This window comes from Halorubrum wangae, assembly GCF_051194135.1.
In the GTDB taxonomy this organism is placed as follows: Archaea; Halobacteriota; Halobacteria; order Halobacteriales; family Haloferacaceae; genus Halorubrum.
This window is the reverse complement of the sequence record NZ_JBLZNH010000003.1, coordinates 212,896-236,564: the sequence shown is the minus strand read 5'-3', so window position 1 is coordinate 236,564 and position 23,669 is coordinate 212,896. Positions and strand designations below refer to the sequence as shown.

Sequence of the window (23,669 nt, the reverse complement as noted above, 5' to 3'; positions counted from 1 at the left end):
TTCACGCGGCTGCACACTCCCAGTTCGTCCTCTCCGGGGGCGCCGTCGCTCCCGGGCACGGCCATCCCGGGGCGGTCTCGTCGCGAGTCCCGTCCACGTCGCCGACGCCCGGCGGACCGGCCGGTACCGCCACGACGACGACGGTCTGCGTCTCGAAACGTATCGGCTCCGTCGAACCGAGCCGAACGGTCTCGCCGTCGAGTTCGATCGTCACGTCGCCCTCCTGGCGGACGTACTCGAACGGCTCCGCTGGCGTGCCCACGTCGGCGTGCAGCACGAATCTGGGATACTCCCCCCGAACGTGAACTCGCCAGGCGTTCACCGTCGTCACCCAGTATCCGGGCACCGGCGCGACCGGTAGTCCCGCGCCGACGGTCCGGACGGGCTTCAGCGACCACTTGTCACCGAACTCCTTGGCCGCTCGTTCCCCGAGTTCTCTGGTCGCCGTCTCACCCGTTTGCGCAGCCTTCGTCTCAATCGCGCTCTCCATGCGGTCTCTGAGCAGGAGGCGCGCGCCCTTCGTCGCCGGCTCAACGAGCCGAATCGGGACGCGAGTGGCGTCTCGCCCGGCCGCGTTTCGCGTCGCGACACGGAGGTGGGCGGCCAGCGACGCCTCCGCCGCGGTCGAGAGTCCACCGGCGGCCGCGGCCTCGGTGGCGACTCGCTCGGCGTACTCGCCGTCTCCGACTGCGGCCGCTCGTTCACCCGCCGATCCGTAGGACGCGGCGACCTCGCTGATCGCGTCGGTTCGCTCCTCGCGCGTCAGCGAGGTCCGAGCCCGCAGGACGTTTTTGAGATTTCGATCGACGGTACGCAGCGACCGTTCCACTCGGTCCGCGAGCGCGTTCCGATCGGCACGGAGGGCCGAATCGTCCCCCGACGCCAACGCCTCGTCGGCGAGCAGGAGCGCACGTCCGGCGGTGCTGACCCGAACCACGTCGCCGCCTCCGAAGAGACGGTCAACGATCCCGCTCGACGCCTCCCCGTACGGGACGGTGGCGTAGTTCACGTTCCGGACGGCGAGCGGCCGCGTCGACGCAACGTCGACGCCCTCGATTCGCTCTCCCTCGACGGTCGTCCGCGGGAGGTACCCCGGCGACCCCCGCGGCGAGAATGTCACCGCTCCGCCGGGGCCGTCGGTGCCGACCGCGTAGGTACCCGGATCCTTCGCGGCTTCACGGGCGGCGATTACCTCACCGACGGCGGGGCCGCCGAAGGCGTCGCTCACGCCGTCGAGAACGCGTTCCGTCGCGTGTTCGCGCTCCGCGGCGGCACTCTCCAACTCGGCGATCACGGCGTCCACGTACGCCGCACGGGCTGCGATCCGCGCGCGATCGGTGGCGCTATCGTACGTCGCGGGCGCGTCGACGAGTGCCTCACGGCGGTCGCGAAGCGCGTCGGCAAGTTCGGCATACGGCTCGGCCTCGCCGACGGCCGCTGCCTCCATCGATGCGTTCGTTTCGAACTCTCTGACCGTCGCGGCGAGCGAGGCGACGTCTGTCGCTACGCGGCCTCGTTCGGCGTTCGACGGCGATCCCCAGACGACCGTCGAGTCGCCGATATCACCGCTCCGGACCGCCTCACGAGCGAGGCGATCGACACCGTTTGCCGTGCCGACGCCGAGCGCCGTGCGTGCGGCTCCCGGCGTCGCGCGCAGGTCCGTGACGTCGTCTGGGCTCCCCGAACCGAACGTCGCCGCCGGCCGGTTCGGCGCGTCGTCCCTCGGCGCGTGACGACCGCGTACCGAAACGCGGACGCGATAGCGGTCGGTCGCCTCGTCGGACGTCGTCGTCCGGTGGACCGTGCGATCGACAACGCTCCCGTTCGGCCCCCGTTTCACGACTTCGCGCTCCCACGTCGCCGTCGCGGCACGTTCGACCGCTACCTCGCGGGTCGCGTCTCCGAAGGGGACCGATTCTCCCGGCTCAACGACGCCCGATGGAACCTCCCGGGGGACGTCGCTCCCGGAAACTCCCGCCACGCGTTCCGACCGCGACACGGAGACTCGCTTCCACTCCCCGTCCGTCTCCGCGTCCGGGGTCGGTGGCGAGAGCCGCCCACCGTCTGCGACTTGCGCCGTCTCGGTCTCCAGGTCGGCCTCGACCCGATACGCGCCCTTGATCACCTCGTCGAGGTCGTCGTGGACCCGGGTCGCTCCGACGTCCGCGGCGTGTCCGATCCGGACCGGCGTCTCCTCGTCGGTCCGGTCTCGCTTCGGCTCGAAGGCGGCGTCCTCGCTCCCTTCGTTCCGCGTGGCCGTTCCGGCGCTCGATCGTCTCGCGGGCTCACCCGAATCACCGGGCGTCGGTGTTCCGAGCACCGCGTCGGTCCACGAGGCCTCGTGCACGCCGGTGGGCGCGAGGAGGTCACGCACTCCGGTGCGCGCCGTCGCCCGTGCGACCCCGCCGCGTGCCGCCGGATCGCTCGTGCCGAACACCGCTCGCTGGCTCCGGACGATTCCCGCGTTCGTCGACAACTCGACGTGTCGGTTCGCGATGACGTTCTCGACCGGCGCTCCGCCGTACTGCGCGTAGCCTCGCGCCCATGCCATCGGGTAGAGGCTTGCCGTGAGCTGTCGACCGAGCCCCGGGCCAGCGACCGGTCCCCGCCCCAGCCGCTCCTCAAACTGTTCCGTCCGCTCGTGGGCGGCGAGCGTCGGCACGGCGACCACGACGGTCCGGTTTCCGGTGCGGTTCACGACCGTCCGTCCGCTCCGAGTCGCGGTCGTCGTGACCTCCTCGAAGGTCACGCGCGTCGCCGTTCCGTTCGCCGCCGGCTCGACGTGCACGCGGTCGCGAGCCGCCGAGAGGTCTGTTCGGTCGTCGACCGCTGGTAGCGACGCCGTAGCCGTCACCATACCCACCTCGGTGTCGACCGTGGAGAGCGCGTCGGCGCCGGCGACCGCCAGCCGGATTCGAAGCGCGTCGGTGAACGCCGACCCGTCGCGCACTGCCTCGGTTCCGGTGCCCGTCTCCGGCGCACGAGTCACCGGCTCGGCGGCGGCGGCGTGTGTCGCCTCGCGCGCCGCGGTCCGCAGCGCGCTGGTGGCGTCCGCGTCGACGCGTTCGACGGCTCGCTCGACGCTCCGGTCCTCGCCGACGAGCCCTTGATCCGCGAGTCCGGCGGCGTACGTGGTGCTCGTCACGAGAAGGAGCACGCCGATTAGTGCGAAGGGGACACGTGCACGCTCGTCAACGGTGAAGCGCCGCCCGGCCCGCTCGCTACGGCTTCCGAGCCCCTTCTCGGACTTTCGTTGGTCGTCTCCCGGCACGCTCACCACCTCCTCACGACGATTCGGACTGACGTTCCCGGCTCGGTCCCGTCCGGCATCGGGTGGGTGACGACCGCCGTCGCGACGTCGGCGCTCCGCGGCGGCTCGGCGCCGATGACGACCGCGGCTCCCGTCTCAGTCGCCGCCGAGCGGCTCGCGTCGCTCTCTTTCGAACTGTCGTCTTCCGTGCGACCCTTCCGTCGCGGCGGTCGCGGCGTGTTCGGCGTTCCGGAAACGGCTATCGGACCGGTCGCTCCCCGACCGCCGGCGTACTCCGCGGCGCGGCGGTCGACCGCCGACCACGACGTGGGACGGTTCCGGGTCGCAGCCGTCGGAACCATCGCGTCGATCCGCGTCCGTTCGCCAATCCCCGCGACGACCGCGTCCCGTGTTCGCAACTCGAACGAGCTGCCGTCCGTGCCGTTACGGCCCCCGGCTGAGTCGAGTCCGACACCTGACCGCTCCCCGTCCGCGACGAGCAACGCGATCAACTCGGTGCGCGTGGCGTGCACCGTCCGGGTGCCGTTGGCTGCCTCGGGGGCTCGGTAGCGAACGGTCACCGTCTCGGTTGACAGTCGGTCAGCCACTTCGTCGGCGGTCGGCCCCCGAACGTTACCACCGCTCCCGACGTCCTCGGCACCGCCGAGTGCGACGACGCTCGCCGACACGCATAAGAGCAGGACCGTCACGTCGAGCACGGTACTCGTCATCGACGGACCACCACGCGAAGCGTTCCGCGGGCGTTTCGACCCGGGCCGACTCGAACCGTCACCGGTCGCTCCGAGACTGAGATAGCCCCGTGACGCTCCGCCGCAGCCACCGTGGGAGCGTCCTCGCCCGACTCGATCCGCCACGTCTTCCCGTCGGCCGCCACCGTCACGGTCGTCGGAGACCGAAACTCCTCAACGTCGCGGAGCCGGCTCGGTTCCACGACGCCCCCCACCGTCGCCGTTCGCTCGACGCGGTCCAGAGTCGCCTCGGCACCCGGCCGATGTTGACCGGCGGTCGCGTCACCGAGCACACCGACGTACAGACCCAACGCCGCACCGACGACCAGTACCGCGACGAGCGCGGCGAGCGGTTCGACCGCGGCGCGGTCTCCGGTCGCGTCCCCGGCACCGAGAAACTCACCCGACGAGTGTGACATGAACCCCTCCGTAGTGAATTCGTCGTACCGTGAGCCGCTCCGGCGCCGCCCGCCAGCCGTGGTCTGCGGCCCGCGCACGCCTCGCCGCCGCCGCCAAGGCGTCAGGGTCGTCGAACACGGCGTCGGGGGGAACGCCATCGAGCACCCGGCGGAGGCGACGGTCCCTAGCCCCGCTTCCTTCACCCGGTACAATCGGTGTTATCCGTGCTCCGCGGAGCGATACTCTGGCGCGTCCGCCGTCTCCGGCGAGCGAAACCGACCTGGGCGTGAGGCGGAGCCGATCTGCGGCGATCCCGTGCTCCGCCGTCGCGGGATACTCTCCGGTCGCGACCGTTTCGACCGTGTGGGCGACGCCCGACGCGTCCGGCGGCGGCGACGCAGGTAGCGTCGCGGCGACGCCGGCCGTCGCGACGCTCACAACGGCGAGGCCGAGCCAGGCGTACGTCGCGTCGACGTGAGTCTCGAACACGGGGCGGCTGGTCGCGGCTTGGTATTTAAACAGTCACCTCCCCGAGCGGATCCGTGGTTACAGTAGCGCCCCCGCACCGGCGAACGCGACGAGGTAGGTCGCCGTCGCGGTCGGCAGCGCGATTCCCACGCGGTAGGCCACCAGCGTCCGATCGAAGCCGCGCTCCAACCCGGTTGCGAGCGCGGTGAGCAGCGCCGCGAGGATCAACACGTAGGCGCCGACGATCCGGCCGAGCACCGGTACAGCGATCGCTCCGGTCCCACCCGACCCGTTCCCGGAACTCCCGACAGCCCCGGTCGTTCCGGCCCCTGCGCCGCCGGTGCCGCCGCCAAATCCGAGTGCGTCGGCACCGGCGGTCGCTCCGGCGCCCAGCCCGCCGGCGTCAACGGTGTCGACTCCCGTCGCGAGGGCGACCGTCGCGCCTCCCACGAGTGGCGCGAACACCGCCGCGGTGTTCGTCAACGTCCCCGTCACGGTCGCCAGCTGACGGCGCGCGTCGGTTTCGAGCGCCCGGAGCTCCTCCAGTTGATCCGCGAGTTCGAGAAGCACGTCGCCCGCCGGGCGACCCTCCCGCGCGGCGACGGCGAGCAGGGCGATAGCCCCGCGAACTCGCGGCGACGGGACCGGAACGGCCGGGCCGCCCCGACCGAGAAACGCTTCCCGGACGTCAACTCTGAGGCTGTCGCTCCGGCGTCCGGCGCGTTCGAACAGGTCACCCGTCGCGCCGTCGAGCCGCTCGCCGGCGTTCGCAATCGCCGTCTCCACAGCGACGCCTTCGGCGACGTCGCCGCCGATGACGGTCATGGCATCGGGCAGCCCCCGCTCGACGGCGCGGACCTCCGAGAGCACCGAACGTCGGTGTCGTGCACCGACGAGGAGCGCAGTCCCCGCTCCGACGCCGACGCCGGTCACGGGTGCAACCCACCCGGCAATCAGTCGCGTGGCCACGACGGCCGCGACGGCCCCCGAGGCGACACCGGACGCGGCGGCGTGCCACCTCCGATCCGGTACGTTCGGATGGTCGCTATCGATCGACGGCGGTGCGAACGCGACCGGTCGGCGCGCGAGCAGCCACGCCGACGCGGCGAGTAGCCCGACGGGAAGGACGCCGAGGTACACGATCGCAACGACGCTCGCCCTGATCGGGACGCCGGACGCGGCCGCCGCGGGAAGCAGGGCGATCAGCGCCAGCGGAAGCAGTACCCCGAAGGCGTACAGCGCCGAAACGGGCGCTCGAACGTCGCCGACGAACGCGGCGAGCCGGTCCGTCGTCCCGGTGATGGTCGCGTCGAGCGCGCGGTCAAGACAGCGGCCGCGGCGCTCCGCCGGCGCCGACGCGGCCGTTCGGATCAGCGCTGCCGCGCGGTCGATCGCGGGAAACCACGGCTGCCACTCGCGGGCGAACGCGCGGAGCCCGCTCGTCGGCCCGTCGGCACTCCCGCGCTCGTGGCGCGCCAGCCCGTCGGCGAGCGGTCCGTCTCCGGTGCGCGCGGCGAACCGAACGGCACGCTCCGCCGACGGGTCCAGTCGCATCCGAAGCACCAGCCGCCCCACGAGGCCGGGGGCCGCTCCGAGCGCCCGCGTTCGCCGGAGTTCGGCGAGCCACACCGGTGCCCGATGGACCGCGTGCGTCGCCGCCAGCCCCCCGACGATACCGGCGAGCGCCCCCGGAATCGGGCCGACGCCGACAACGAACGCGACCACACAGAGCAGTCCGGCGCCGATTCCGACCCGATACCCACACTCGACGACTCGTCCGGCCGAGGTCTCCCAGCCGAGGAAGGCGATCGCTCGTCGCAGCTCCGCCGAGCCGTTCTCATCGTCGGGCGTTCGTCGGTAGGACGAGCCGCCGGCCGTCTCACCGGTTACGCCGGTCATTCGAGGCCACCACCGCTCCCGACGAACTCCGCGTACCGTTCCGGCTCCGTCCGCCCGGCAACGACCGCGTCGCGGACGCGCTCACCCCGTTCCTCCACCGCTGCCCTGGCCGCGGCGTACGATTCGTCGGTCGCTGCGAGACCCTCCACGAGCCGGCTCTCGCCGCGATCGATTCGCCCCGTCGGCGCCAACCCCTCGCCCGTGCGCTCGAACAGCGGCTCGAACGCGCTCCCGTCGCCGCGGGCGGTGACCTCGGCGATACAGTCGACGCGGTGGTCGTCGAGCAGCACGATCAGGTCGGTCGCGGCGAACGACGACGACGCTACGCCGAGATCCGACACGACCCGTTCCCGAACGGCCTCTGGATCCTCGCCGTGGATCGTCCCGAGCACCGTCTCGCCGGCCGCGCCGACGCGCATCGCCTCGTAGAGGGCCTGCGCCTCCTCGCCGCGGACCTCCCCGACGACGATGGCGCCGCCGCCGAGTCGAAGCGCGGTCCGGACCGCGTCGCTCGGCGACGGCTCCGCCCCGTCGCCGACGCGGAGTCGCTGTACGTCTCGGCCGGCCTCCGTCAGAGCGTTCGCGGGGAGTTCCGGGGTGTCCTCTATCAGAATCGATCGCGTCTCCGCGGGGAGTTCCCAGAGGAGCGCGCCGAGCGCGGTCGTCTTGCCTGCCCCGCGGCCGCCCGCCACAAGCCCGGTCACGCCGCGCTCAACGGCCATGGAAAGGAGGCCGGCGGCCGCGGGCGTGATCGTCCCCGCGTCGACGAGCCGCGCGAGGGTCCACGCGTCGGGGTCTCCCCGGCGGAACGCGAACGAGAGCCCGTCGCTGGCGGGGTCCGTCGTCGCGGCGACGCGAACGCGCCCGACCGCCGTCTCCAGGGTCGCATCGAGCGTGGGACTCGCCCGGGAGAACCCCCGTCCGCTCGTCCGGCGCAGCCGCGACGCGAGCGTGGCGGCCCCCTCCGGCGGGAGCCTGACGTTCGTCCGACAGCGTTCGCCGTCGACGACGACCCGAAGCGGGTTCTCCGTGACCGGTGCCGACAGCGTCGCGTCGCTCACCCGCTCGTCGGCGAACACGTGTTCGAACGCACCGTATCCCCGCGTATGGCGTCGGAGCGCCTCGGAGAGCGTCGACACGGGATCGCCCTCCTCGGCGACCGCCCTGGCCGCTCGACCGGGGGCCCTGTCTCCCCCGACTGTTCCGTCGAGGAGTCGTCGCTTGGCGTCGTCGAGCCGTTCGACAGCTCCGTCGTCGAGCTCTCGGACCGGGGGCGTGAGGTGGTACGTTCGGAGCGGTCCCGAGCCATCGTACAGCCGGACGGTCGCTCCGGTGTCGACCTCCCAGCGATCGACGAGCGCGGCCTCCGGCGGCGGCGTGGTCGCGATCCGCGCGGCCGCGATCCGGGGCCCAACGTGGGCCCGTAGCACGTCCCCGACCTCATCGGCCCCTCGTACGACCGCCGACAGTCCTGTCTCTGCGACGATCCGGGCCGGCGGTCCCTCGCGGCCCGCTGCTTCCCGAGCGGCGCCAACCGGGTCTCGCAGGACGCGGTCGGCGAGCCTCGTCTCGTGGAAACCGACGCGGTCGCGGAACCGGCCGGCCGCGATCAGGCACGCGGCGGCTCGTCCGGCGTAGGCCCGCTCCCGTCCTCGGTGCCGGGTTCGTACCACGTCGGCGTCGCGCTCGGTGAGCGCCTCGACGACGGTCGCCAGACAGGACGGACTCTCCGCGAGATCGCCCCGGCCGGGACACTCCTCGGCGTCGACGGCGAGCACGACTCGGTCGCCAACGCCCGTTCCGACCGGTTCGCGGAACGACGGCTCGCATCGACAGTCGCGCTCGGTGTCGGTCCACGGGAGCGATCGCAGGGCGGCTCTGCCGTCACCGATCCGCGGGAGCGAGGAGAGATCGAAGTTCACGGCGGGCGTGCTCCCGTCATCGGGTATAAACGCTCACCCGACTCTGGCGATCCGGACGGTCGGCCCGCCGTCGTCGACGAGTCTGAGCCGGAGCCGGCTCTCGCCCCCCGGCCGGAGCGCGACCGCGCCACCGTCGACAGCGACGGCCGCTTCCGCGCCGCCGGGAGCGATCGCGACGGTCCGCTCTGGTCCGCCGTCGATCCGATACCGGAGCGCGACGCTCGCCTCATCGAAGGGTTTCGATGCCGTCTCCGCCGCCGGGGAGTCCGCCCCGGCGATCGCGGAGGTCTCGACGAGTGCGAGCCGGTCGATCGGTGCCGCTCCGAACCCGCTCGGCGCCCGGACGGTCACGGTCGTCCGCGCGGCGAGCGCGGGGTCGGCGACACCGACGGAGCCCGCAACGAGCCCCCCGATGGCTCGTTCGACGCGGTCCGCCTCGGTGTCGAGCCGCTCGGCGGTCGTGGCGGCTCTGGCGTCTTCGAGCGCCGGTGTCGCCGCCGCGAGGAGGCTCACGGCGACGAGGACCGTGAGGACGACGCGGATCACGCGCGCTCGCCCTCTCGATCAGCCCGTGTCACGCGGCTCGGTTTGGCCGCGTGCCCCGATCTACAGAGACTCACGGAGCCGATCCAGCGCCTCGTCTCGCCACGACCCGTCCGCGTCGCCGCTCGCTCCCGTCTCCGGCGCAGTGGTCGTCGACGGCGCGGCGGTTTGAGGGTCCTCGTCCGTCGGAACGGCGGCGTCGAGGGCGCTCTCGATCGGAACCGCGTCACCATCGGCACGACTCGCTCTCGCTAGCGCGAGGTCGGCCCGTTGCTCGACCTCGCGGTTGACGGCCCTGACCGATCCCACGTACCCCCTGATCGACTGCGTCGCGGCTTCCAACTCCTCGACGCGGGATTCGAGATCGGTCACGCGCTCGGCGAGTGCCTCGCGTTCCGCCGTTGCCGCCGCGCTATCGCCGATGTCCGCGACCGCCGTGTCGGACCCGGTCAGCGCGCGTTCCACTGCTTGCAGGCGTTCGTCGAGCCGATCGACGTCGCTCTCCCCATCCGACTCGCTGGTCTTGTTCGGAGCGCTTCGCGCTGTGCGGTCCGTCGTCCGATCCTCCTCGTCGGTGACGTTCGACATACTCCCGACTGCCCGCGATATCGCACTTAAACCTCGGGGGAAAGCGTAATACATCGGATCGGGTACGTGTCGATCATGAAGGCAGTCCTCCTCGGAGTCGGGCAAGCGGGCGGGAAACTCGCGACCGCCATCGCGCAGTTCGACGCCGACGCCGGATACGGCGCGGTGCTCGACGCACTCGCGGTCAACACGGCCGCGACGGACCTCGACCCGCTCCCGCTCGACACGGTCCTCGTCGGGCAGTCGCGGGTGAACGGCCACGGCGTCGGCGGCGACAACGAACTCGGGGCCGAGGTGATGGACGAGGACGCCGTCGAGGTGCTGGACGCGCTCGCGCCGAAGGTGACGGCGAACGCCGAGGCGCTGTTCGTGGTCGCCGGTCTCGGCGGCGGCACCGGTTCGGGCGGCGCGCCCGTGCTCGTCCGAGAGCTCAGCCGGGTGTACGACGTCCCGGTGTACGTTGTCGGAATCTTACCCGGTCGCGACGAGGGGGCGATGTATCAGGTGAACGCGGGCCGGTCGCTGAAAACGCTGGTCCGCGAGGCGGACGCGACGGTCCTCCTCGACAACGACGCGTGGCGCTCCTCGGGCGAGTCCGTGGAGGGCGGCTTCGCCGCGGTCAACGAGTCGATGGCGAGACGGATCGGCCTCCTGCTCGCTGCCGGCGAGTCGGTCGAGGGCGTCGCCGAGTCGGTCGTCGACACCAGCGAGGTGATCAACACGCTGCGGGCCGGCGGGATGGCGGCGGTCGGGTTCGCGTCGGCGCCCGCCGCGGAGGACGCCGAGGAGAACGTTACGACGGTGATGAGTACCGTCCGGAGCGCGGTGATGGCGGGGATGTCGCTGCCGAACGCGACCGAGGCCGACGCCGCCCTCGTCGCCGTCGCCGGCGACCCCGACCGAATCTCTCGGAAGGGCGCGGAGAAGGCGCGCAAGTGGCTGCAGGAGGAAACCGGCTCGATGCAGGTCCGCGGCGGCGACTTCCCGCTGGAGTCCGACCGGATCGCGGCGCTCGTGCTGCTCGCCGGCGTCGAGCGCTCGCGGCGGGTCGAGGCGTTCCTCGAACGCGCCCGGCAGGCGGTCCGTGACGAGCCGGAGGAAACCCCGGACCCCGCCGACGCGTTCCGGAACGACGAACTCGACGACCTGCTCTGAACGAGCCCTCGGTCGACCGGGAGCCGAACGGCGGAGCAGGTTCCGCACCTTTTTGGTGCCGCCCGGTGGAGTCGTTGCCGATGAACAACCCGTGGGACGACTGGGACCACGTGCTGAAGGTCGATCCCGACAAGGAGCTGCGGGACGGCGAGACCTTCGAGGACGTTTGCCGCACCGGAACCGACGCGATCGAGATCGGCGGGACCCTCGACATCACCGCGGAGAAGATGACGCGTGTCGTCGACGCCGCGTCCGAGTACGACGTCCCGCTGTACCAGGAGCCGTCGAATCCGGGCGTCGTCGTCGACTCGCCTGCGCTCGACGGGTACCTGATTCCGACGGTGTTCAACGCCGGCGGCCCGTTCTGGATCACCGGCGCGCACAAGGAATGGGTCCGCATCGACGACCTCGACTGGGACCGCACGCACACGGAGGCGTACATCGTGCTCAACCCGGACGCAGCAGTCGCGCAGCTGACGGACGCGAACTGCGACCTCACGGCCGACGACGTGGCGGCGTACGCGAAGGTCGCAGAGCGAATGTTCGGGCAGGAGATCATCTACATCGAGTACTCGGGGATGTACGGCGACACGGAGAAGGTCTCGGCCGCCCACGACGCGCTCGACGAGGCGACCCTCTTCTACGGCGGCGGTATCCACGACTACGAGTCCGCGAACGAGATGGCCGCGCACAGCGACGTGATCGTCGTCGGCGACCTGCTCCACGACGAGGGCGTCGACGCGGTCCGCGAGACGGTAAACGGCGCGAAAGACGCCTAAAACTCGGTATCCGTCCCAGTCGCCAGCAATCGGTCAGTACCCGTCGACCATGTTCTCGACGTACTTCGCGATCACGTCCACCTCCAGGTGGACGGGGTCGCCGACGGATTTCTCCGAGAGCGTCGTGAGATCGTACGTCGTCGGAATGATCGCCACGTCGAACTCTCCCTCGCGCTTCTCGGCGACCGTTAGCGAGATACCGTCGAGCGTCACCGACCCCTTGTCGACGAGATAGTCGGCGTGCCCCTCCGGGATCGCGAACCCAAAGCGCCAGTCCTCGCCGACGCGCTCGATTCCCGTCACCTCTGCGACGGTGTCGACGTGGCCCTGCACGACGTGACCGTCGAACCGCCCGTCGGCCGGCATCGCGCGCTCGACGTTGACCGCGTCGCCCTCGCGCACCTCGCCGAGGTACGTCTTCGCGACCGTCTCGCTCGCGAGGAACACCTCGAACCAGTCGCCTCCGCCGGCGTCGACGTCGTATTCCTCGACGGTCAGGCAGACGCCGCTGACGCTTATCGATTGACCGTGATGCAGGTCTTCGAACCCCTCGACGCCGATCCGAAGCCGGAGCCCGTCAGCGGTCTCGGTCCGTGATCGGATCGTCCCGGTGCCCTCGACGATGCCGGTGAACATACCGGATCTGGGCGCGCGCGACACATATCGGTTCGGTGTTCGCGTTCGGATCGAGCGTCGCCTCTGATCCGCAACGCCCCGGGGGTGACTTCGCGTCGCCGTCGCGCCCCTTTTCAATCCCGGACGCCAACTCGACTCCGATGACCCTCGGGCTGATGGACATGATCGGACTGGCGGCGTCGCTTGTGTTCGCGCTGCCGCTCGCGAACTACGCCGTCCTTCGGCTGGCCGCCGGCGAGGTCGCCCTCGGCGGTGGACTGCTCGTCGTCGCCGTCGCGATGGTCGTGCTCCCGCAGTACTTCCTCGATCCGGCCCGGATCCTCCGCGGGCTGATCTCGGGGCTTCTCCCGCGACGGCTCCGGGGCGGCGAGGACTCCGCCGCGGACGCCGAGCGGGAGTCCACGGAGCGATAAGGGCCGAGCGATCCCCTACTCGCGCCGCTCGGGAGCGATGCCGAACGGGTACTCGGCCAGAATCTCGTACCCGTCGTCGGTGACGACGACGAGGTCCTCCAGCCGCACGCCGCCCACGTCCGGATCGTAGACGCCCGGCTCTATCGTCACAACGTGACCCGGCCGCAGATCGCCGGCGGCCGACAGCGACGGCGACTCGTGGAGGCTCACGCCGACGCCGTGGCCGGTGCCGTGGGTATACCCGGTCTCGCCCTCCCCGGCGTTCGGGTCGAACCCGTAGGCGGCCAACTCGGCGGCCGCCTCCCCGTGGACGGTCTTCGCCGGGACGCCCGGCTCTATCTCCGCGAGCGCGGCCTCGCGGGCGGCCTCGACCGCGACGTACGCGCGCCGCTCCCAGCCGCCGTCGCCGTCGACGACGAACGTCCGGGTCATGTCGCCGTAGTAGCCGTCCGGACCGCGCGGCGAGATGTCCAGCAGGACCGTCTCGCCCGGGCGGATCGGTTCGTCGCCGACGAAGTGTAGGTCTGCGGCGGACGGGCCCGCTCCGATCACGGTGTTGCCCGCGTCGCGGACGCCGCGCGCGGCGAGGACCGCGTTTACTGCTCGACGGAGCCGCTCGGTCGTCAGCGGGTCGCCGTCCCAGCGGACGGTCGGTCGCCCCGCCTCGTCTCTCCCGACCTCGCTCACCGCCAGCACGGTCTCTGCGCGCGCCATCCCCGCCGCCGTCGCCCGTTGCACTCGACGGAGTCGCCCGAGTTCAGCGTCGGTCTTTCGGGCTCGCGCCGTCGTCACCGCGTCGGTCGACCTAAGCTCGTTGCCGGCGCGTTGGAGGTAGACGGCCGCGTCGTGCGGGATCGACGGCGGGACGAGAAGCGTGGGGTCGTCCGCGGACGTCCCAAGTAGATCCGCAACCGCCGCGGCCGCGCGCTCCCCCGCGTGGTCGCCGACGTCCTCGGTTCGCACTTCGCGGGCGACGCCGTCGTGAAAGCTGTTGGCGCTCTCGCCGTCGTCGATTCCGTCGTCGCTCCCGACGCGCGCGCCGGCGACGAACTCCCGTTCGGCCTGTTCGGCGAACAGCGTCGGCGCACAGCAGACGGCCCGGCTGGCGTCGCTCCCGTCGTCGCTACCGGGGACGACCGCGAGCGCGTACGCTCGGTCCGGTCCCGAAAAGCGGGTGAGATAACGCAGGTCGTCGTCGAACCGGTCGCCGACCGCGACGAACGCGTCGGCGCCGGCGCCCTCGACCGCCTCGACGATCGGAGCGAGATCCGTCCGAAGGGCTCGGAGCTGAGAGCCAGCTCCTGCAGACCCGTCGTCGGCGTCGTCCCCGTCGGTCACGGATCCGGTTCGGGGACCGCGAGCTCCGCCTGTACCTCTTCGATGAGTTCCTCCGGCGTCTCGTCCCGGAGCTCGTTGAACAGCAGGACGCTGATCGGTAGCGTCGGCGCGCCGCTGATGAGGCTCTCCATGATCACGAGACGTTCGCGGGCGCGGGACATCCCGACGTAGAACACCCGGCGCTCGTTGTCCGTGAGAACGGGCACGGGACTCGTCGACTTCGTGAACTCGTCGACGCCGTCGACGTCGGTCGGATCGTCGATGGAGGCGGCCATCTGTTCGACGACCTTCTCCGTGAGGTCGGTCGCGACGAACACGTGGTCGGCCTCTCGCCCCTTCGCGGAGTGGATGGTGCCGACGCGAACGCGGGTCGGGTCCATCCCGTCGTAGTCGCCGTCGAAGTACGCACCCATCGACTTTCGCTGGAAGCTTGTGACCTTCCGGACCATGTCGTCGGCGCTCGCGGTGTCCGGCATGAACGGGATGTGATCGCTGATCTCGTCGGGGGTCACTTCGAGCAGCGAGACGTCGTCGGCGTCGGCGGCCTCCTCGCGGTCGTCGAGGAAGTCGTAGAACTCGTCGCGCTCGTGGGTCCCGAACGCGGAGTCTTGGAGCATGTCGGCGAGCCGTCGCGCCTCCAAGCCGTTCACGGGGTCGCCGGCCTCCGTCTTCTCGACAGCGCTGACGTAGTCTTGGACGCGGTCGGTCCACATCCGGCCGTCGGTCAGCATGGTGAACGGAATTCCGTGGTCGATGAACTCGTCAATGAAGTCGAACATCTGGTACCGGGCGCGGAACAGGCACATCACGCTCCCCTCGTCGTCGTCGACCGTGTACCGGACGTTTCGGACGAGTTCGAGCATCGACGGCGACTGGATCGCCTCGACGCTACCGCCCTCTTTCCGCGGGTGGAGGTCCTTCTCCTGCCGCTTGTCGATGTGACGGATCTCCGCGTTGACCACGTTGAGGATCTCCGAGGGGAGCCGGTAGGAGTTCGGGAGGACGACGTCCTCGTCGACGTCGGTGTCGAGAAGGAGGTCGGGGTCGGCACCCTGCCACGCGTAGACGACCTGGTCGTCGTCGCCGGCGATGAGCACCTTCTCCATGTGCGGGCGCCACTCTTGGAAGACGTTGTACTGCAGCGTCGTGATGTCCTGAAACTCGTCGATGATCAGGTAGTCGACGCTGGGGACGAGCGAGCGCTGCGCGACCCGTTCGAGCATGTCCGCGAAGCCGACGAGGTCGTTGTCGCCCTTGTACGCCCGCCACGCGCGGATCGTTTCGGGGATGTCGATGCGGTCGTCGTCGGAGGGCCACGTCGGCGTGTACTTGTTCCCCTGTTGGGCGTTCGGGTCTTCTTCGGGCGGGAGCCGAACCTCCTCGACGTTCCACTGGAAGGGAACGTCGTACCAGTCGGCGACGTCGCGCTCGGTGCGCTGAAGCCACTGGGAGGTGGCGATGATCTTGTTCCCGATCGTCGTCGACCGGGCGGTCCGGCGGCCGGCCCCGCCGTGCTGGTCCTCGAACTCGATGCCGTACTCCTCGCAGAACGCCTCCTTGTCGTCCTCGCCCACCACGTCCCCCCGGGAGAGGTCCAGCAGTTCGTACGCCTTCGCGTGCATGGTGCTGACGTTCCCCTGGAGGCTGCGTGGGGAGACGTCGAGCCGCTCTGCGAGGCGTTCACGGATCTCGGCCGCGGCCGCGCGAGTGTACGAAACGACGAGTACGTCTCGGACCTCGGCGTCGTCGTCCTCAAGAATCCCTTCGACGCGGTCCAGCAGCGCTGTGGTCTTCCCGCTGCCCGGACCGCCGAACAGCCGCGTCACCGTGGGCTCGGTCATTGTGTACTACTGGTCCCGGTTCTCCTTAAACGACGTGGCTCGGGCCCTTCCGGAGGGAACGCTCTACTCGGGCCGCGAGCCGGACTACTCAGTTGCTTCGCGTCGCGCGTGCTTCTCGGACGTCGGCGCCGTCGCGGACGAGGTCCTCGCAGGCAGGGCAGACGCGAGGACGGTCGACCTCGTTCGGGGTGAACACCCGAACGTAATCGGTCGTGACGAACGAACCACAGTTCTGGCAGGTCGGCATGAATATCCCTCTCGATTGATACCACATAACACTGCCGCCGCTCTCAGTCGAAAGAAAACCGCGAATCACCCGTGCGGCGATGTCGACGTCAGGTCGGGCGCCAATCGCAGACGTCACACCGCGCCGATCCCTCGGGGTGGAGTGCACTGCACTCCGGACACTGAAGCTTGTTATAGGATCGCTCCCAGCGTATGATCTCGGTCTCGTGGCCGCGATCGGACAGGAACTCGTCAAGCACGTCGTCGTCCGAGCTGGGTGCACTACTGGACATGCATGGTAAACAATGACACGCCAGTATAAATATCTTCCCACGGTTCCCGACCGCTCGGTACCACGCGCCCGGCCGAGGGGCTAACCGAACGGTTGACGGGGCCGCTCAGTCGTGGCCGTGTCCGAGGGCCTCGTTACACATCTCGTTGAGTTCCGTGATTTTCTCACGGACGGCCTCCGGCTTGTCAGCCGGCGGGCCCTCGAGTGCGGGCTGCCCGTGGGCGTCCGGTTCGCCGACGATGACGCTCCCGATCATCCCGGTGCTTTCGTGTGGCATACAGTAGTAGTGGTACACGCCCTCCGTCTCGAACGTGTGCTCGAACGTCGCCCCGTGCTCAGAGATCATACCGCTGTCCCACGGTTCGGCCCCGTCTGGCACGAGCTGCGGCTGGTCGTTGTCCGGGTGGTACGCGGCCGCGTTGTGACTCCCGCTCTCGAGGGTCCACGTGACGGTCCCGCCGGTCTCGACCCTGGCAACGTGCGGTGCGAAGTGGGTTCCGCCGTCGTCGGTCGTTATCATCTCGACCGCGGCGGTCGCGGTCGGCTCACCGACCGCCCCGTGCCCGTCGTCGTCGTGTCCGTCGTCGCTGTGCTCGTCTCCACCGTCGTCGCTGTGCTCGTCTCCACCGTCGCCGTGGCCGTCCTCATCTCCGCTATGATCCGCTCCTTCCGACGTACCGGTGGGGTCCGAGTCTGACTCACCGCTGTTCGTCAACGCGTTCGAACAGCCCGCGAGACCGACGGCTGCAGCAGCACTTGACAGCTGTACCATCCGCCGACGCGTGTAGTGTGCTCGGTTTGTCATTGTCGGATACCTCTCCACCTGAGAGTACAGGCGAGTGTATCATAGACGGCCACCCTGTTTTGCACGCGACGCAAAACGGCTCTTATATTACAATTCGACGGTCAGTATCGGTATCTGGAGGAATCTCCGTGTCAACAGACGGTCGCAACGACGAACTCCTCGAACTCCTCGGTCAAGAACTCGTCCGACAGGTTCTGGCCGCGACGAGCCGCGAGCCACTGTCTGCCAAGGAGCTCAGCGACGAGTGCGACGTCGCGCCCTCGACCATCTATCGCCGAGCCGAGGAGATGGTCGCCTGCGACCTCTTAGTCGAACGGACACAGATCGAGTCGGACGGGAGCCACCACAGCGTGTTTGCGGCGAACATCGACCACCTCGATATCGACGTCGACGACGGCACGATCGATGTCGACGTTCACATCCGCGAGGACGCCGCACAGCGGTTTTCACGCATCTGGAGCGACATCAGGGAGCTATAACATGCACATCGAACTCGTCATCGCGAAGCTCGTCACGGTTGGCTTAGGGCTGTTAATAACGAAACAGGCGTACAAAGGATACAGAGCCTACGACAGCGAGCCAATGCTGTACGTCGCCGTCGGCTTCCTCTTCATCACTGTCGGCTCGGTGCTCGAAGGTATCCTCTTCGATGTGCTCGGTCTGTCTATCTTCTTATCGGGGACGATCCAGACCGGTCTCGTCGCCGTGGGGATGCTCGTCATCCTGTACTCGTTGCACGGTCAGTTCCCCGACCGGCCGCGGGAGGATGAGACACCATGACGGGCGACTGGGCGACCGTGCTAACGCTTACCCGCGTCCTCCTCCTCTCCTTGGGACTCGCGACGACCGCGATCAGTTTTCGCGCCTATCTCCGCGAGGGAACACGCTATCTTCGCGACGCGACGATCGGATTCGCGTTCATCACGTTCGGCGTTCTCGTCGAGGGGTTCCTCTATCAGCTCACCGACCTGACGCTCACTCAGGTCCATATCGCGGAGTCCGTCGCGCTGGCTTGCGGCTTCCTCGTCTTACTTCGGTCGTTTCTCCGCTGACCTAGATCCCCGCGTTACGCCTACCACGGCTCGTTTTTCACGCCGAGGAGGTAGGCGCCGACGTTCGTGACCACGTGGAGCACGGGCGTCATCACGATGACGACCGCGAGGACCGCGGGGGTGAACGTCGCCAGCGCCCAGTCGGGGTCGACGACGAAGACGGCCAGCAGCGCCCCGACGACGAAGTCCAGTTGGTCGAGTCCGGGGAACGCGGCGCCGCGTTCGCGGCCGGAGCGGCGCTTGAGGAAGGAGGCGCCGATGTCGCCGCACATCGCGCCGAACGCGAGTGCGACCGCCGCGGGGAGCGCGAACGTCGGGAGGTCCACGCCGAGGGCGGCGCTCGCCGGGTCGTTGAGACGGTTGAGCGCGAGCGCGAGGACGACGCCGACGAGGGTGCCGACCGCGGTGCCGCGCCACGTCTTCCCATCGCCGAGCAGGCGCGCCCCGCGCCACTCGCGGCCGCCATCGATGGGGCGACCGCCTCCGGCGAGGACCGCGGCGTTGTTGGGCACGTACGCGGGCACCATGGCCCAGAACGCCGTCGCGACGAGCGAACCGATCATACGCGGTCCACAGCCGTCGTCGGTTTATAAACCACGGATCCCCGCCGACCGTCCTCGAACCCCTTGGTTCAACAACAGTAAAGTCGCCGCCGCCCGCAGGGCCGTTATGATCCCGCCGATCGCGCGCCGGTTCGTCGCCGGCGAGAGCGTCCCGGAGCTCCTCGATCACGTTCGAGCGTGCAACGCCGACGACGTCGCCGTCATCGCCAACCTGCTCGGCGAGCATTACGACGACCCCTCGGCCGCCCGCGAGGACGTCGACACGTATCTGACGCTCATCGACGACATCGCCGACAGCGGTCTCGACGCCTGCGTCTCGGTGAAGCCGTCGCAGATCGGACTCGACGTCTCCGCCGACCTGTTCGAGGACAACTACCGCGAAATCGTCGCCCACGCTCACGACCGCGACGCCTTCGTCTGGTGCGACATGGAGGGCGCCGACACCACCGACGCCACCCTCGACGCCTTCGAATCGATCGCCGAGGAGTACCCGTGGAGCGTGGGCCAGTGTCTCCAGTCGAATCTCATGCGGACGCACGAGGACCTCGATCGACTCGTCGATGTCCCGGGGAAGATCCGCCTCGTGAAGGGGGCGTACGACGAGCCCGCGTCGATCGCGTACACCGACCGGTCGCGCGTCGACGAGGCGTACCGTGAGGACCTCCGCCTCCTCTTCGAGCGCCGAGATCGGGGGGTTGCCGTCGGCAGCCACGACCCCGCGATGATCGCGCTCGCCGACCGGCTCGCACAGGAACACGGCACCGACTACGAGGTTCAGATGCTCATGGGCGTCCGGGAGGACGCTCAGCGCGACCTCGCCGCGCAGGGTGTCGACGTGGTCCAGTACGCGCCGTTCGGCGACAAGTGGCTCTCGTACTTCTACCGGCGCGTCCGCGAGCGTAAGGAGAACCTGAGATTCGCCCTGCGGGCGGTCGTGGGACGATGATCCGAACCGACGCCGGGGCACCCGGTGCGCGCCCCTCGACGAGTACGTGCCGGCGTCTTCCGACGAGCATGCGCCAGCGTCGCTCGTCGCGTAGAAGCCCTCTTAAGCGTCGCCGTCACATACCCACTCGATAGATGTCCACGTGGAAACGCGACTTCGCCAGCGGGCTCATCGTGTTGGCCCCCCTCCTAGTCCTTCTCCTCGTCATTCAGTGGATCTACCGGTACATCGCCTCGATCCCGCTCATCGAGGGGTTACAGCCCGAGATCATCCCCGCTCCGCTCGAGCCGATCTCTCGCGTGATCATCGCGCTCGCGGTGTTCGCGACGGTCGTTCTCGCGGTCGGCTACTTCATGCGAACGACGTTCGGACGGCTGGCGGAGTCCGCGGTCGACGGCGCCATAAACCGCATCCCAGCGCTGCGCGTGGTGTACAACGCCTCCAAGCTCGCCATCGAGACGGCCGTCTCCGGGACCGACGAACTCCAGAGCCCGGTGTACATCGAGACGTGGCCGGGGATCCGTATGACGGCGTTCCGGACAGGGAAGAAGACCCGCGACGGGAAGATTGTCCTGTTCATGCCGACGGCGCCGAACATCACCACCGGCTTCGTCATCGAGGTCGAGCCCGACCGCATCGAGGAGACCGGTGAGACCGTCGAAGAGGGGATGACTCGGGTCCTCTCCGCTGGGTTCGCCGAGTCCGCTCATCAGGTCCCCGTGCAGGAGGAGCGCCCGCCCGAAGGGGGCAACGGACGCTCCGGCGACATCGGCGGCGTCCGGACCGACGGGACGCCCAGAGAGCGCGAGCGCCATTCGGCGGACGGCGGGAACGACTGACGCGGCTCGCGGGGGCGACCTGCGAGCGCCGTTGATATACTCGCTCGATGCGAGCGCGGCGTATTTATTCCAAAACAGCAGCGAAGCCGCTCGATCGTTGCAGTGAGTCGCTCGTTACAGGTACGAGAACCACTCGCCGTGGTCGTCCGTCCGCCGTTCGACGAGATCGAAGAAGGCCTGCTGTAGCTCCTCGGTGACCGGGCCGCGGGTGCCGGTACCGATCTCGGTGTCGTCGACGGAGCGGATCGGGGTGACCTCGGCCGCGGATCCGGTGAAGAACAGTTCGTCGGCGGTGTACAGCTGGCCACGGGAGATGACGGCCTCGTCGTGGACCTCGTAGCCTCGCTCCTCCGCGAGCGTGATCAGGGTGTCGCGGGTGATCCCCTCGAGGATGGACTGCGCCAGCCCGGTGGTGTATATCTCGCCGTCGTTCACCATGAAGATGTTCTCGCCCGGCCCCTCGGCGACGTTCCCCTCCTTGTTCAGGACGATAGCCTCGACGTAGCCGTTCCGGCGGGCCTCCTCACCGGCGAGCATGGAGTTGACGTACAGGCCGGTGGTCTTCACGTTGGTCGGCACCTGCGAGGAGGCGTGTTTCCGCCACGAGGAGACCATCACGTCGACGCCGTCCTCCAATGCCTCCTCGCCGAGGTACGCGCCCCACGGCCACGCCGCGAGCACGAGGTCGGTCGGGCAGTCCTGCGGCGAGACGCCGAGGGAGTTGTACCCGAAGTAGGCGATCGGGCGGATGTACGCGGAGTCGAGGTCCTGCCGATCGAGGAGTTCGAGGGTGGCCTCGGTGATCTCCTCTCGGGTGTGTTCGATCTCCATGTTGTACATCTTCGCGGAGTCGAACAGCCGATCGAGGTGTTCTTCCCACCGGAACACCGCCGGGCCCTGCTCGGTGTCGTAACAGCGGACGCCCTCGAACACGCCGCTGCCGTAGTGGAGCGCGTGGGTCAGAACGTGGGTCGTCGCGTCCTCCCAATCGAGGAACTCCCCGTTCTTCCAAATCGTGTCGACGTCCATCTCGTCGAATCCCATAGTCGAGCGTTGCGGTCGGCGGGCTTAAATCTGTGACATGCGGAGAACGCGGTCACCCCCGGGGACGTCGCTTGCTCACTCATCGGTAGTCGGTTATCCGTACACGAACGCGAATCGAGGGAAAACACCACTACAGCCCCATCCTCGTCGCTCCTTCCGGTCGCGACTCCCTCGCACGCGCACCTCGCGGTCGCCACGGTCGCCGCGGCCGCTCGCTCGGAGGCGCGCGCAGACGGCTACCGTGGTCGGTTATTGCAGCGCCTCGACGAGCGCAGCGCCCTCGACGTAGGGAATCCCGCGGCGAGTCGCGTACGCCTCGGCGTCGCCGGGCGTCAGCGCGGCGCCCGTCTCGTCGTCGAGCATCTCGCAGACCACGGCGGCGGGGGCGGCGCCGACCGCCTCGGCCATCGCGAGGCCGAGTTCCGTGTGGCCGGTCCGCCCGGCGAGCCCCTCACGGTCGCCCCGGAGCACGTGGACGTGGCCGGGCGCGCGGAACTCCGCCGCGAAGTCCTCCGGGCCGTACCCGTCGGGGTCGTCGTCGACCGCGGTGGCGGACGCCGCCAGTTCGACGATGGTTCGTGCGCGGTCCTCGTCGGTGATTCCCGTGAACGTCTCGCGGTGGTTCACGGGTAGCGAGAAGGAGGAGCGGTCGTCGTAGTCGGGGTCGTCGTCGACCGCGGGGTGGTCGAGTGCGTCCGCCAGGAACGGGAGGCCGAACGCGTCCGCGACGCGGTCTCCGACCGCAACGCAGATCAGGCCGCCGGCGTCGTTGCGCATGTGCGCGACGGCCGCCTCGTCGACGGCGCCGGCCGGATACACGATGTCCGTCTCGCCCTCGCGGTCGGCGAAGTCGTGGACGCAGACGGGGTCGCCCGCGCGGAACGCGTCGAGCGCGCGCTCAACCGGCTCGGTCGTGTCGGCGGTCGGTCCGGGTTCGGCAGCGACCTCCGCGTCGGCGTCGCCGTCGTCCGCGGCGTCGGCGCGCATCAGGCCACCTCCGTCTCCGCGGTGTCGCCGTCGTCCGCGGCGTCGTCGAGGGTCTCGTCGTCCGGGTCGTCCACTCGACTCGTCGCGGCCACGCGCACTTCGACCTCGTCGCCGTCGTCGAGCGCGAGCGCGTCGCGGAGCCGGTCGGGGGCGATGAGCTCCAGCTGGTCGTCGTCGTGGTGCGTCCGGTCGGGAACGATCGCGTGGACCTCCTCGTAGCGGTCGCCGCCGGCGACGAGGGTGACGCCGTAACACGAGGCCGCGCCGTAGGTACGGTCCTCGTCCTCCCACGCCTCGATGGGGACCGCGTCGATTCCGGCCATCTCGCCGCGGCGCCGGACGCTCTCCTCGCTCAGGTCGACGTTGAGCGTCCCCGGGAACGGCTCGTACCCGAGCCGCGACCGAAACTGCTCGGCGTAGCCGGGCAGGGTGATGTAGTGGCGTCCCTCGCCCATTCCGCCGGTGACGGCGCCGCGGAGGACGAGGTCGACCTCGCTCTCGAACAGCCGGCGGTAGTCGGCGTACTCGGCGCGGAGGGCCGCCTCGCCCGCGTCGGTCACGCGCACCCACTGCCCGTCGCCCACCACGTCGCGTTCGATGTAGCCCGCGGATTCGAGCGTTTGGAGTCGGCGCGAGGCGGTCTGCGTCGAGGCGTCGAGCCGGTCGCCCAGCGCCGCGCACGACACTTTCGTCTCGGTGAGGCCGCCGACGAGCCCGACGTGTTTCAGGGCCGCTATCGCCGCCGGGTCGGGGTCCGTCGTCGCCGTCGCTTCTGCCATACGTCACACTCTGCCGTCCGCAGGCAAAAGAGTAACGAATATGGGATACATCTCAAAAACGTTAACCGGGTTTCGATTGGGTATCGAGTGCTCGACACCCGTCCGCTTCGACTGGAACTCGGACCGACGGCTACCTAATCCCGTCGGTATCGGCGGA

General features: G+C 69.5%; 26 protein-coding genes. 8 read left to right on the top strand and 18 right to left on the bottom strand.

Going from position 1 to position 23,669, the window contains the following annotated elements; genetic code table 11:
• Nucleotide 1: 1 nt before the first annotated feature.
• From ACNS84_RS11310 to ACNS84_RS11275, 8 genes are read right to left on the bottom strand one after another with little or no spacing between them, the layout of a single operon-like run.
• Nucleotides 2-3,271, bottom strand: coding sequence for a DUF7286 family protein (locus ACNS84_RS11310; protein ID WP_435074971.1), 3,270 nt, complete (start codon nucleotides 3,269-3,271; stop codon nucleotides 2-4).
• Between the two features lie 2 nt (nucleotides 3,272-3,273).
• On the bottom strand, nucleotides 3,274-3,981 hold the full coding sequence (locus ACNS84_RS11305) for a DUF7284 family protein (RefSeq protein WP_435074970.1): 708 nt from the start codon (nucleotides 3,979-3,981) through the stop codon (nucleotides 3,274-3,276).
• Nucleotides 3,978-4,418, bottom strand: coding sequence for a DUF7285 family protein (locus ACNS84_RS11300; protein ID WP_435074969.1), 441 nt, complete (start codon nucleotides 4,416-4,418; stop codon nucleotides 3,978-3,980). The genes ACNS84_RS11305 and ACNS84_RS11300 overlap by 4 nt, the downstream gene beginning before the upstream one ends.
• Complete coding sequence (locus tag ACNS84_RS11295) at nucleotides 4,399-4,887, bottom strand: DUF7283 family protein (RefSeq protein WP_435074968.1); 489 nt, start codon at nucleotides 4,885-4,887, stop codon at nucleotides 4,399-4,401. The genes ACNS84_RS11300 and ACNS84_RS11295 overlap by 20 nt, the downstream gene beginning before the upstream one ends.
• Before the next feature lie 57 nt (nucleotides 4,888-4,944).
• Nucleotides 4,945-6,765: a type II secretion system F family protein gene (locus ACNS84_RS11290; protein WP_435074967.1), complete on the bottom strand. Its 1,821-nt coding sequence runs from the start codon at nucleotides 6,763-6,765 to the stop codon at nucleotides 4,945-4,947.
• Nucleotides 6,762-8,687 carry an ATPase, T2SS/T4P/T4SS family gene (locus ACNS84_RS11285; protein WP_435074966.1) on the bottom strand — a complete coding sequence of 642 codons (1,926 nt, stop codon included), beginning with the start codon at nucleotides 8,685-8,687 and terminating at the stop codon, nucleotides 6,762-6,764. The genes ACNS84_RS11290 and ACNS84_RS11285 overlap by 4 nt, the downstream gene beginning before the upstream one ends.
• Nucleotides 8,688-8,720: 33 nt before the next feature.
• Nucleotides 8,721-9,233 carry a DUF7311 family protein gene (locus tag ACNS84_RS11280; RefSeq protein ID WP_435074965.1) on the bottom strand — a complete coding sequence of 171 codons (513 nt, stop codon included), beginning with the start codon at nucleotides 9,231-9,233 and terminating at the stop codon, nucleotides 8,721-8,723.
• Between the two features lie 60 nt (nucleotides 9,234-9,293).
• Complete coding sequence (locus tag ACNS84_RS11275) at nucleotides 9,294-9,818, bottom strand: DUF7310 family coiled-coil domain-containing protein (protein WP_435074964.1); 525 nt, start codon at nucleotides 9,816-9,818, stop codon at nucleotides 9,294-9,296.
• Nucleotides 9,819-9,893: 75 nt separating this feature from the next.
• On the opposite strand from ACNS84_RS11275, the gene ACNS84_RS11270 reads away from it, so the two are divergent.
• The gene (locus ACNS84_RS11270) at nucleotides 9,894-10,973 is read left to right on the top strand and encodes a tubulin/FtsZ family protein (RefSeq protein WP_435074963.1); all 1,080 of its coding nucleotides are present in this window, start codon (nucleotides 9,894-9,896) and stop codon (nucleotides 10,971-10,973) included.
• An 80-nt stretch (nucleotides 10,974-11,053) separates the two neighbouring features.
• Nucleotides 11,054-11,752: a phosphoglycerol geranylgeranyltransferase gene (locus ACNS84_RS11265; protein ID WP_435074962.1), complete on the top strand. Its 699-nt coding sequence runs from the start codon at nucleotides 11,054-11,056 to the stop codon at nucleotides 11,750-11,752.
• A 33-nt stretch (nucleotides 11,753-11,785) separates the two neighbouring features.
• Here the strand turns inward: ACNS84_RS11265 and ACNS84_RS11260 are convergent, their stop codons facing one another.
• Entirely contained in the window at nucleotides 11,786-12,388 is a 603-nt protein-coding gene (locus ACNS84_RS11260) for a riboflavin synthase (protein ID WP_435074961.1), read from the bottom strand.
• Nucleotides 12,389-12,528: 140 nt separating this feature from the next.
• Here ACNS84_RS11260 and ACNS84_RS11255 point away from each other — a divergent pair, with 140 nt between their 5' ends.
• Nucleotides 12,529-12,801 carry a DUF7533 family protein gene (locus ACNS84_RS11255; protein WP_435074960.1) on the top strand — a complete coding sequence of 91 codons (273 nt, stop codon included), beginning with the start codon at nucleotides 12,529-12,531 and terminating at the stop codon, nucleotides 12,799-12,801.
• A 15-nt stretch (nucleotides 12,802-12,816) separates the two neighbouring features.
• On the opposite strand, the gene ACNS84_RS11250 is transcribed toward ACNS84_RS11255, so the two are convergent.
• From ACNS84_RS11250 to ACNS84_RS11230, 5 genes are all read right to left on the bottom strand, one after another.
• Nucleotides 12,817-14,139 carry a M24 family metallopeptidase gene (locus ACNS84_RS11250; protein WP_435074959.1) on the bottom strand — a complete coding sequence of 441 codons (1,323 nt, stop codon included), beginning with the start codon at nucleotides 14,137-14,139 and terminating at the stop codon, nucleotides 12,817-12,819.
• On the bottom strand, nucleotides 14,136-15,980 hold the full coding sequence (locus ACNS84_RS11245; protein WP_435074958.1) for a UvrD-helicase domain-containing protein: 1,845 nt from the start codon (nucleotides 15,978-15,980) through the stop codon (nucleotides 14,136-14,138). Before ACNS84_RS11245 ends, ACNS84_RS11250 begins: the two co-directional genes overlap by 4 nt.
• Before the next feature lie 88 nt (nucleotides 15,981-16,068).
• Nucleotides 16,069-16,227, bottom strand: coding sequence for a DUF7563 family protein (locus tag ACNS84_RS11240; RefSeq protein ID WP_008002314.1), 159 nt, complete (start codon nucleotides 16,225-16,227; stop codon nucleotides 16,069-16,071).
• Nucleotides 16,228-16,315: 88 nt separating this feature from the next.
• On the bottom strand, nucleotides 16,316-16,498 hold the full coding sequence (locus ACNS84_RS11235; RefSeq protein WP_435074957.1) for an HVO_0416 family zinc finger protein: 183 nt from the start codon (nucleotides 16,496-16,498) through the stop codon (nucleotides 16,316-16,318).
• Nucleotides 16,499-16,603: 105 nt separating this feature from the next.
• The gene (locus ACNS84_RS11230; protein WP_435075166.1) at nucleotides 16,604-17,269 is read right to left on the bottom strand and encodes a plastocyanin/azurin family copper-binding protein; all 666 of its coding nucleotides are present in this window, start codon (nucleotides 17,267-17,269) and stop codon (nucleotides 16,604-16,606) included.
• A gap of 161 nt (nucleotides 17,270-17,430) precedes the next feature.
• Between ACNS84_RS11230 and ACNS84_RS11225 the strand changes: the two genes are divergently transcribed.
• Genes ACNS84_RS11225 through ACNS84_RS11215 form a run of 3 tightly spaced genes read left to right on the top strand, consistent with a single transcriptional unit; the run spans nucleotide 17,431 to nucleotide 18,354 of the window.
• Nucleotides 17,431-17,781: a helix-turn-helix domain-containing protein gene (locus tag ACNS84_RS11225; RefSeq protein WP_435074956.1), complete on the top strand. Its 351-nt coding sequence runs from the start codon at nucleotides 17,431-17,433 to the stop codon at nucleotides 17,779-17,781.
• A 1-nt stretch (nucleotide 17,782) separates the two neighbouring features.
• Entirely contained in the window at nucleotides 17,783-18,082 is a 300-nt protein-coding gene (locus tag ACNS84_RS11220; RefSeq protein ID WP_435074955.1) for a DUF7521 family protein, read from the top strand.
• Nucleotides 18,079-18,354: a DUF7521 family protein gene (locus tag ACNS84_RS11215; protein WP_435074954.1), complete on the top strand. Its 276-nt coding sequence runs from the start codon at nucleotides 18,079-18,081 to the stop codon at nucleotides 18,352-18,354. The genes ACNS84_RS11220 and ACNS84_RS11215 overlap by 4 nt, the downstream gene beginning before the upstream one ends.
• Nucleotides 18,355-18,374: 20 nt before the next feature.
• Here ACNS84_RS11215 and ACNS84_RS11210 read toward each other — a convergent pair whose 3' ends face one another.
• On the bottom strand, nucleotides 18,375-18,917 hold the full coding sequence (locus ACNS84_RS11210) for a CDP-2,3-bis-(O-geranylgeranyl)-sn-glycerol synthase (RefSeq protein WP_435074953.1): 543 nt from the start codon (nucleotides 18,915-18,917) through the stop codon (nucleotides 18,375-18,377).
• Between the two features lie 106 nt (nucleotides 18,918-19,023).
• Here ACNS84_RS11210 and ACNS84_RS11205 point away from each other — a divergent pair, with 106 nt between their 5' ends.
• Nucleotides 19,024-19,863, top strand: a complete 840-nt coding sequence (locus ACNS84_RS11205) for a proline dehydrogenase family protein (protein ID WP_435074952.1) — start codon at nucleotides 19,024-19,026, stop codon at nucleotides 19,861-19,863.
• A 134-nt stretch (nucleotides 19,864-19,997) separates the two neighbouring features.
• Nucleotides 19,998-20,702 (top strand): DUF502 domain-containing protein, encoded by a 705-nt coding sequence (locus ACNS84_RS11200; protein WP_435074951.1) that lies wholly within the window; start codon nucleotides 19,998-20,000, stop codon nucleotides 20,700-20,702.
• Nucleotides 20,703-20,816: 114 nt separating this feature from the next.
• Here ACNS84_RS11200 and ACNS84_RS11195 read toward each other — a convergent pair whose 3' ends face one another.
• From ACNS84_RS11195 to ACNS84_RS11185, 3 genes are all read right to left on the bottom strand, one after another.
• Nucleotides 20,817-21,746: a branched-chain amino acid transaminase gene (locus ACNS84_RS11195; protein WP_435074950.1), complete on the bottom strand. Its 930-nt coding sequence runs from the start codon at nucleotides 21,744-21,746 to the stop codon at nucleotides 20,817-20,819.
• Nucleotides 21,747-21,995: 249 nt separating this feature from the next.
• Complete coding sequence (gene ribB / locus ACNS84_RS11190) at nucleotides 21,996-22,733, bottom strand: 3,4-dihydroxy-2-butanone-4-phosphate synthase (protein ID WP_435074949.1); 738 nt, start codon at nucleotides 22,731-22,733, stop codon at nucleotides 21,996-21,998.
• A complete protein-coding gene (locus ACNS84_RS11185) occupies nucleotides 22,733-23,512 on the bottom strand; it encodes a DUF120 domain-containing protein (protein WP_435074948.1) in 780 nt (259 codons plus the stop codon). The genes ribB and ACNS84_RS11185 overlap by 1 nt, the downstream gene beginning before the upstream one ends.
• Nucleotides 23,513-23,669: the final 157 nt, after the last annotated feature.

Coding starts and splice junctions, on each gene's coding strand:
- ACNS84_RS11305 (WP_435074970.1), bottom strand. CDS start 3,981: ATGACGAGTACCGTGCTCGACGTGACGGTCCTGCTCTTATGCGTGTCG.
- ACNS84_RS11300 (WP_435074969.1), bottom strand. CDS start 4,418: ATGTCACACTCGTCGGGTGAGTTTCTCGGTGCCGGGGACGCGACCGGA.
- ACNS84_RS11290 (WP_435074967.1), bottom strand. CDS start 6,765: ATGACCGGCGTAACCGGTGAGACGGCCGGCGGCTCGTCCTACCGACGA.
- ACNS84_RS11275 (WP_435074964.1), bottom strand. CDS start 9,818: ATGTCGAACGTCACCGACGAGGAGGATCGGACGACGGACCGCACAGCG.
- ACNS84_RS11270 (WP_435074963.1), top strand. CDS start 9,894: ATGAAGGCAGTCCTCCTCGGAGTCGGGCAAGCGGGCGGGAAACTCGCG.
- ACNS84_RS11265 (WP_435074962.1), top strand. CDS start 11,054: ATGAACAACCCGTGGGACGACTGGGACCACGTGCTGAAGGTCGATCCC.
- ACNS84_RS11260 (WP_435074961.1), bottom strand. CDS start 12,388: ATGTTCACCGGCATCGTCGAGGGCACCGGGACGATCCGATCACGGACC.
- ACNS84_RS11255 (WP_435074960.1), top strand. CDS start 12,529: ATGACCCTCGGGCTGATGGACATGATCGGACTGGCGGCGTCGCTTGTG.
- ACNS84_RS11245 (WP_435074958.1), bottom strand. CDS start 15,980: ATGACCGAGCCCACGGTGACGCGGCTGTTCGGCGGTCCGGGCAGCGGG.
- ACNS84_RS11240 (WP_008002314.1), bottom strand. CDS start 16,227: ATGCCGACCTGCCAGAACTGTGGTTCGTTCGTCACGACCGATTACGTT.
- ACNS84_RS11235 (WP_435074957.1), bottom strand. CDS start 16,498: ATGTCCAGTAGTGCACCCAGCTCGGACGACGACGTGCTTGACGAGTTC.
- ACNS84_RS11230 (WP_435075166.1), bottom strand. CDS start 17,269: ATGGTACAGCTGTCAAGTGCTGCTGCAGCCGTCGGTCTCGCGGGCTGT.
- ACNS84_RS11220 (WP_435074955.1), top strand. CDS start 17,783: ATGCACATCGAACTCGTCATCGCGAAGCTCGTCACGGTTGGCTTAGGG.
- ACNS84_RS11215 (WP_435074954.1), top strand. CDS start 18,079: ATGACGGGCGACTGGGCGACCGTGCTAACGCTTACCCGCGTCCTCCTC.
- ACNS84_RS11210 (WP_435074953.1), bottom strand. CDS start 18,917: ATGATCGGTTCGCTCGTCGCGACGGCGTTCTGGGCCATGGTGCCCGCG.
- ACNS84_RS11205 (WP_435074952.1), top strand. CDS start 19,024: ATGATCCCGCCGATCGCGCGCCGGTTCGTCGCCGGCGAGAGCGTCCCG.
- ACNS84_RS11200 (WP_435074951.1), top strand. CDS start 19,998: ATGTCCACGTGGAAACGCGACTTCGCCAGCGGGCTCATCGTGTTGGCC.
- ACNS84_RS11195 (WP_435074950.1), bottom strand. CDS start 21,746: ATGGGATTCGACGAGATGGACGTCGACACGATTTGGAAGAACGGGGAG.
- ribB (WP_435074949.1), bottom strand. CDS start 22,733: ATGCGCGCCGACGCCGCGGACGACGGCGACGCCGACGCGGAGGTCGCT.
- ACNS84_RS11185 (WP_435074948.1), bottom strand. CDS start 23,512: ATGGCAGAAGCGACGGCGACGACGGACCCCGACCCGGCGGCGATAGCG.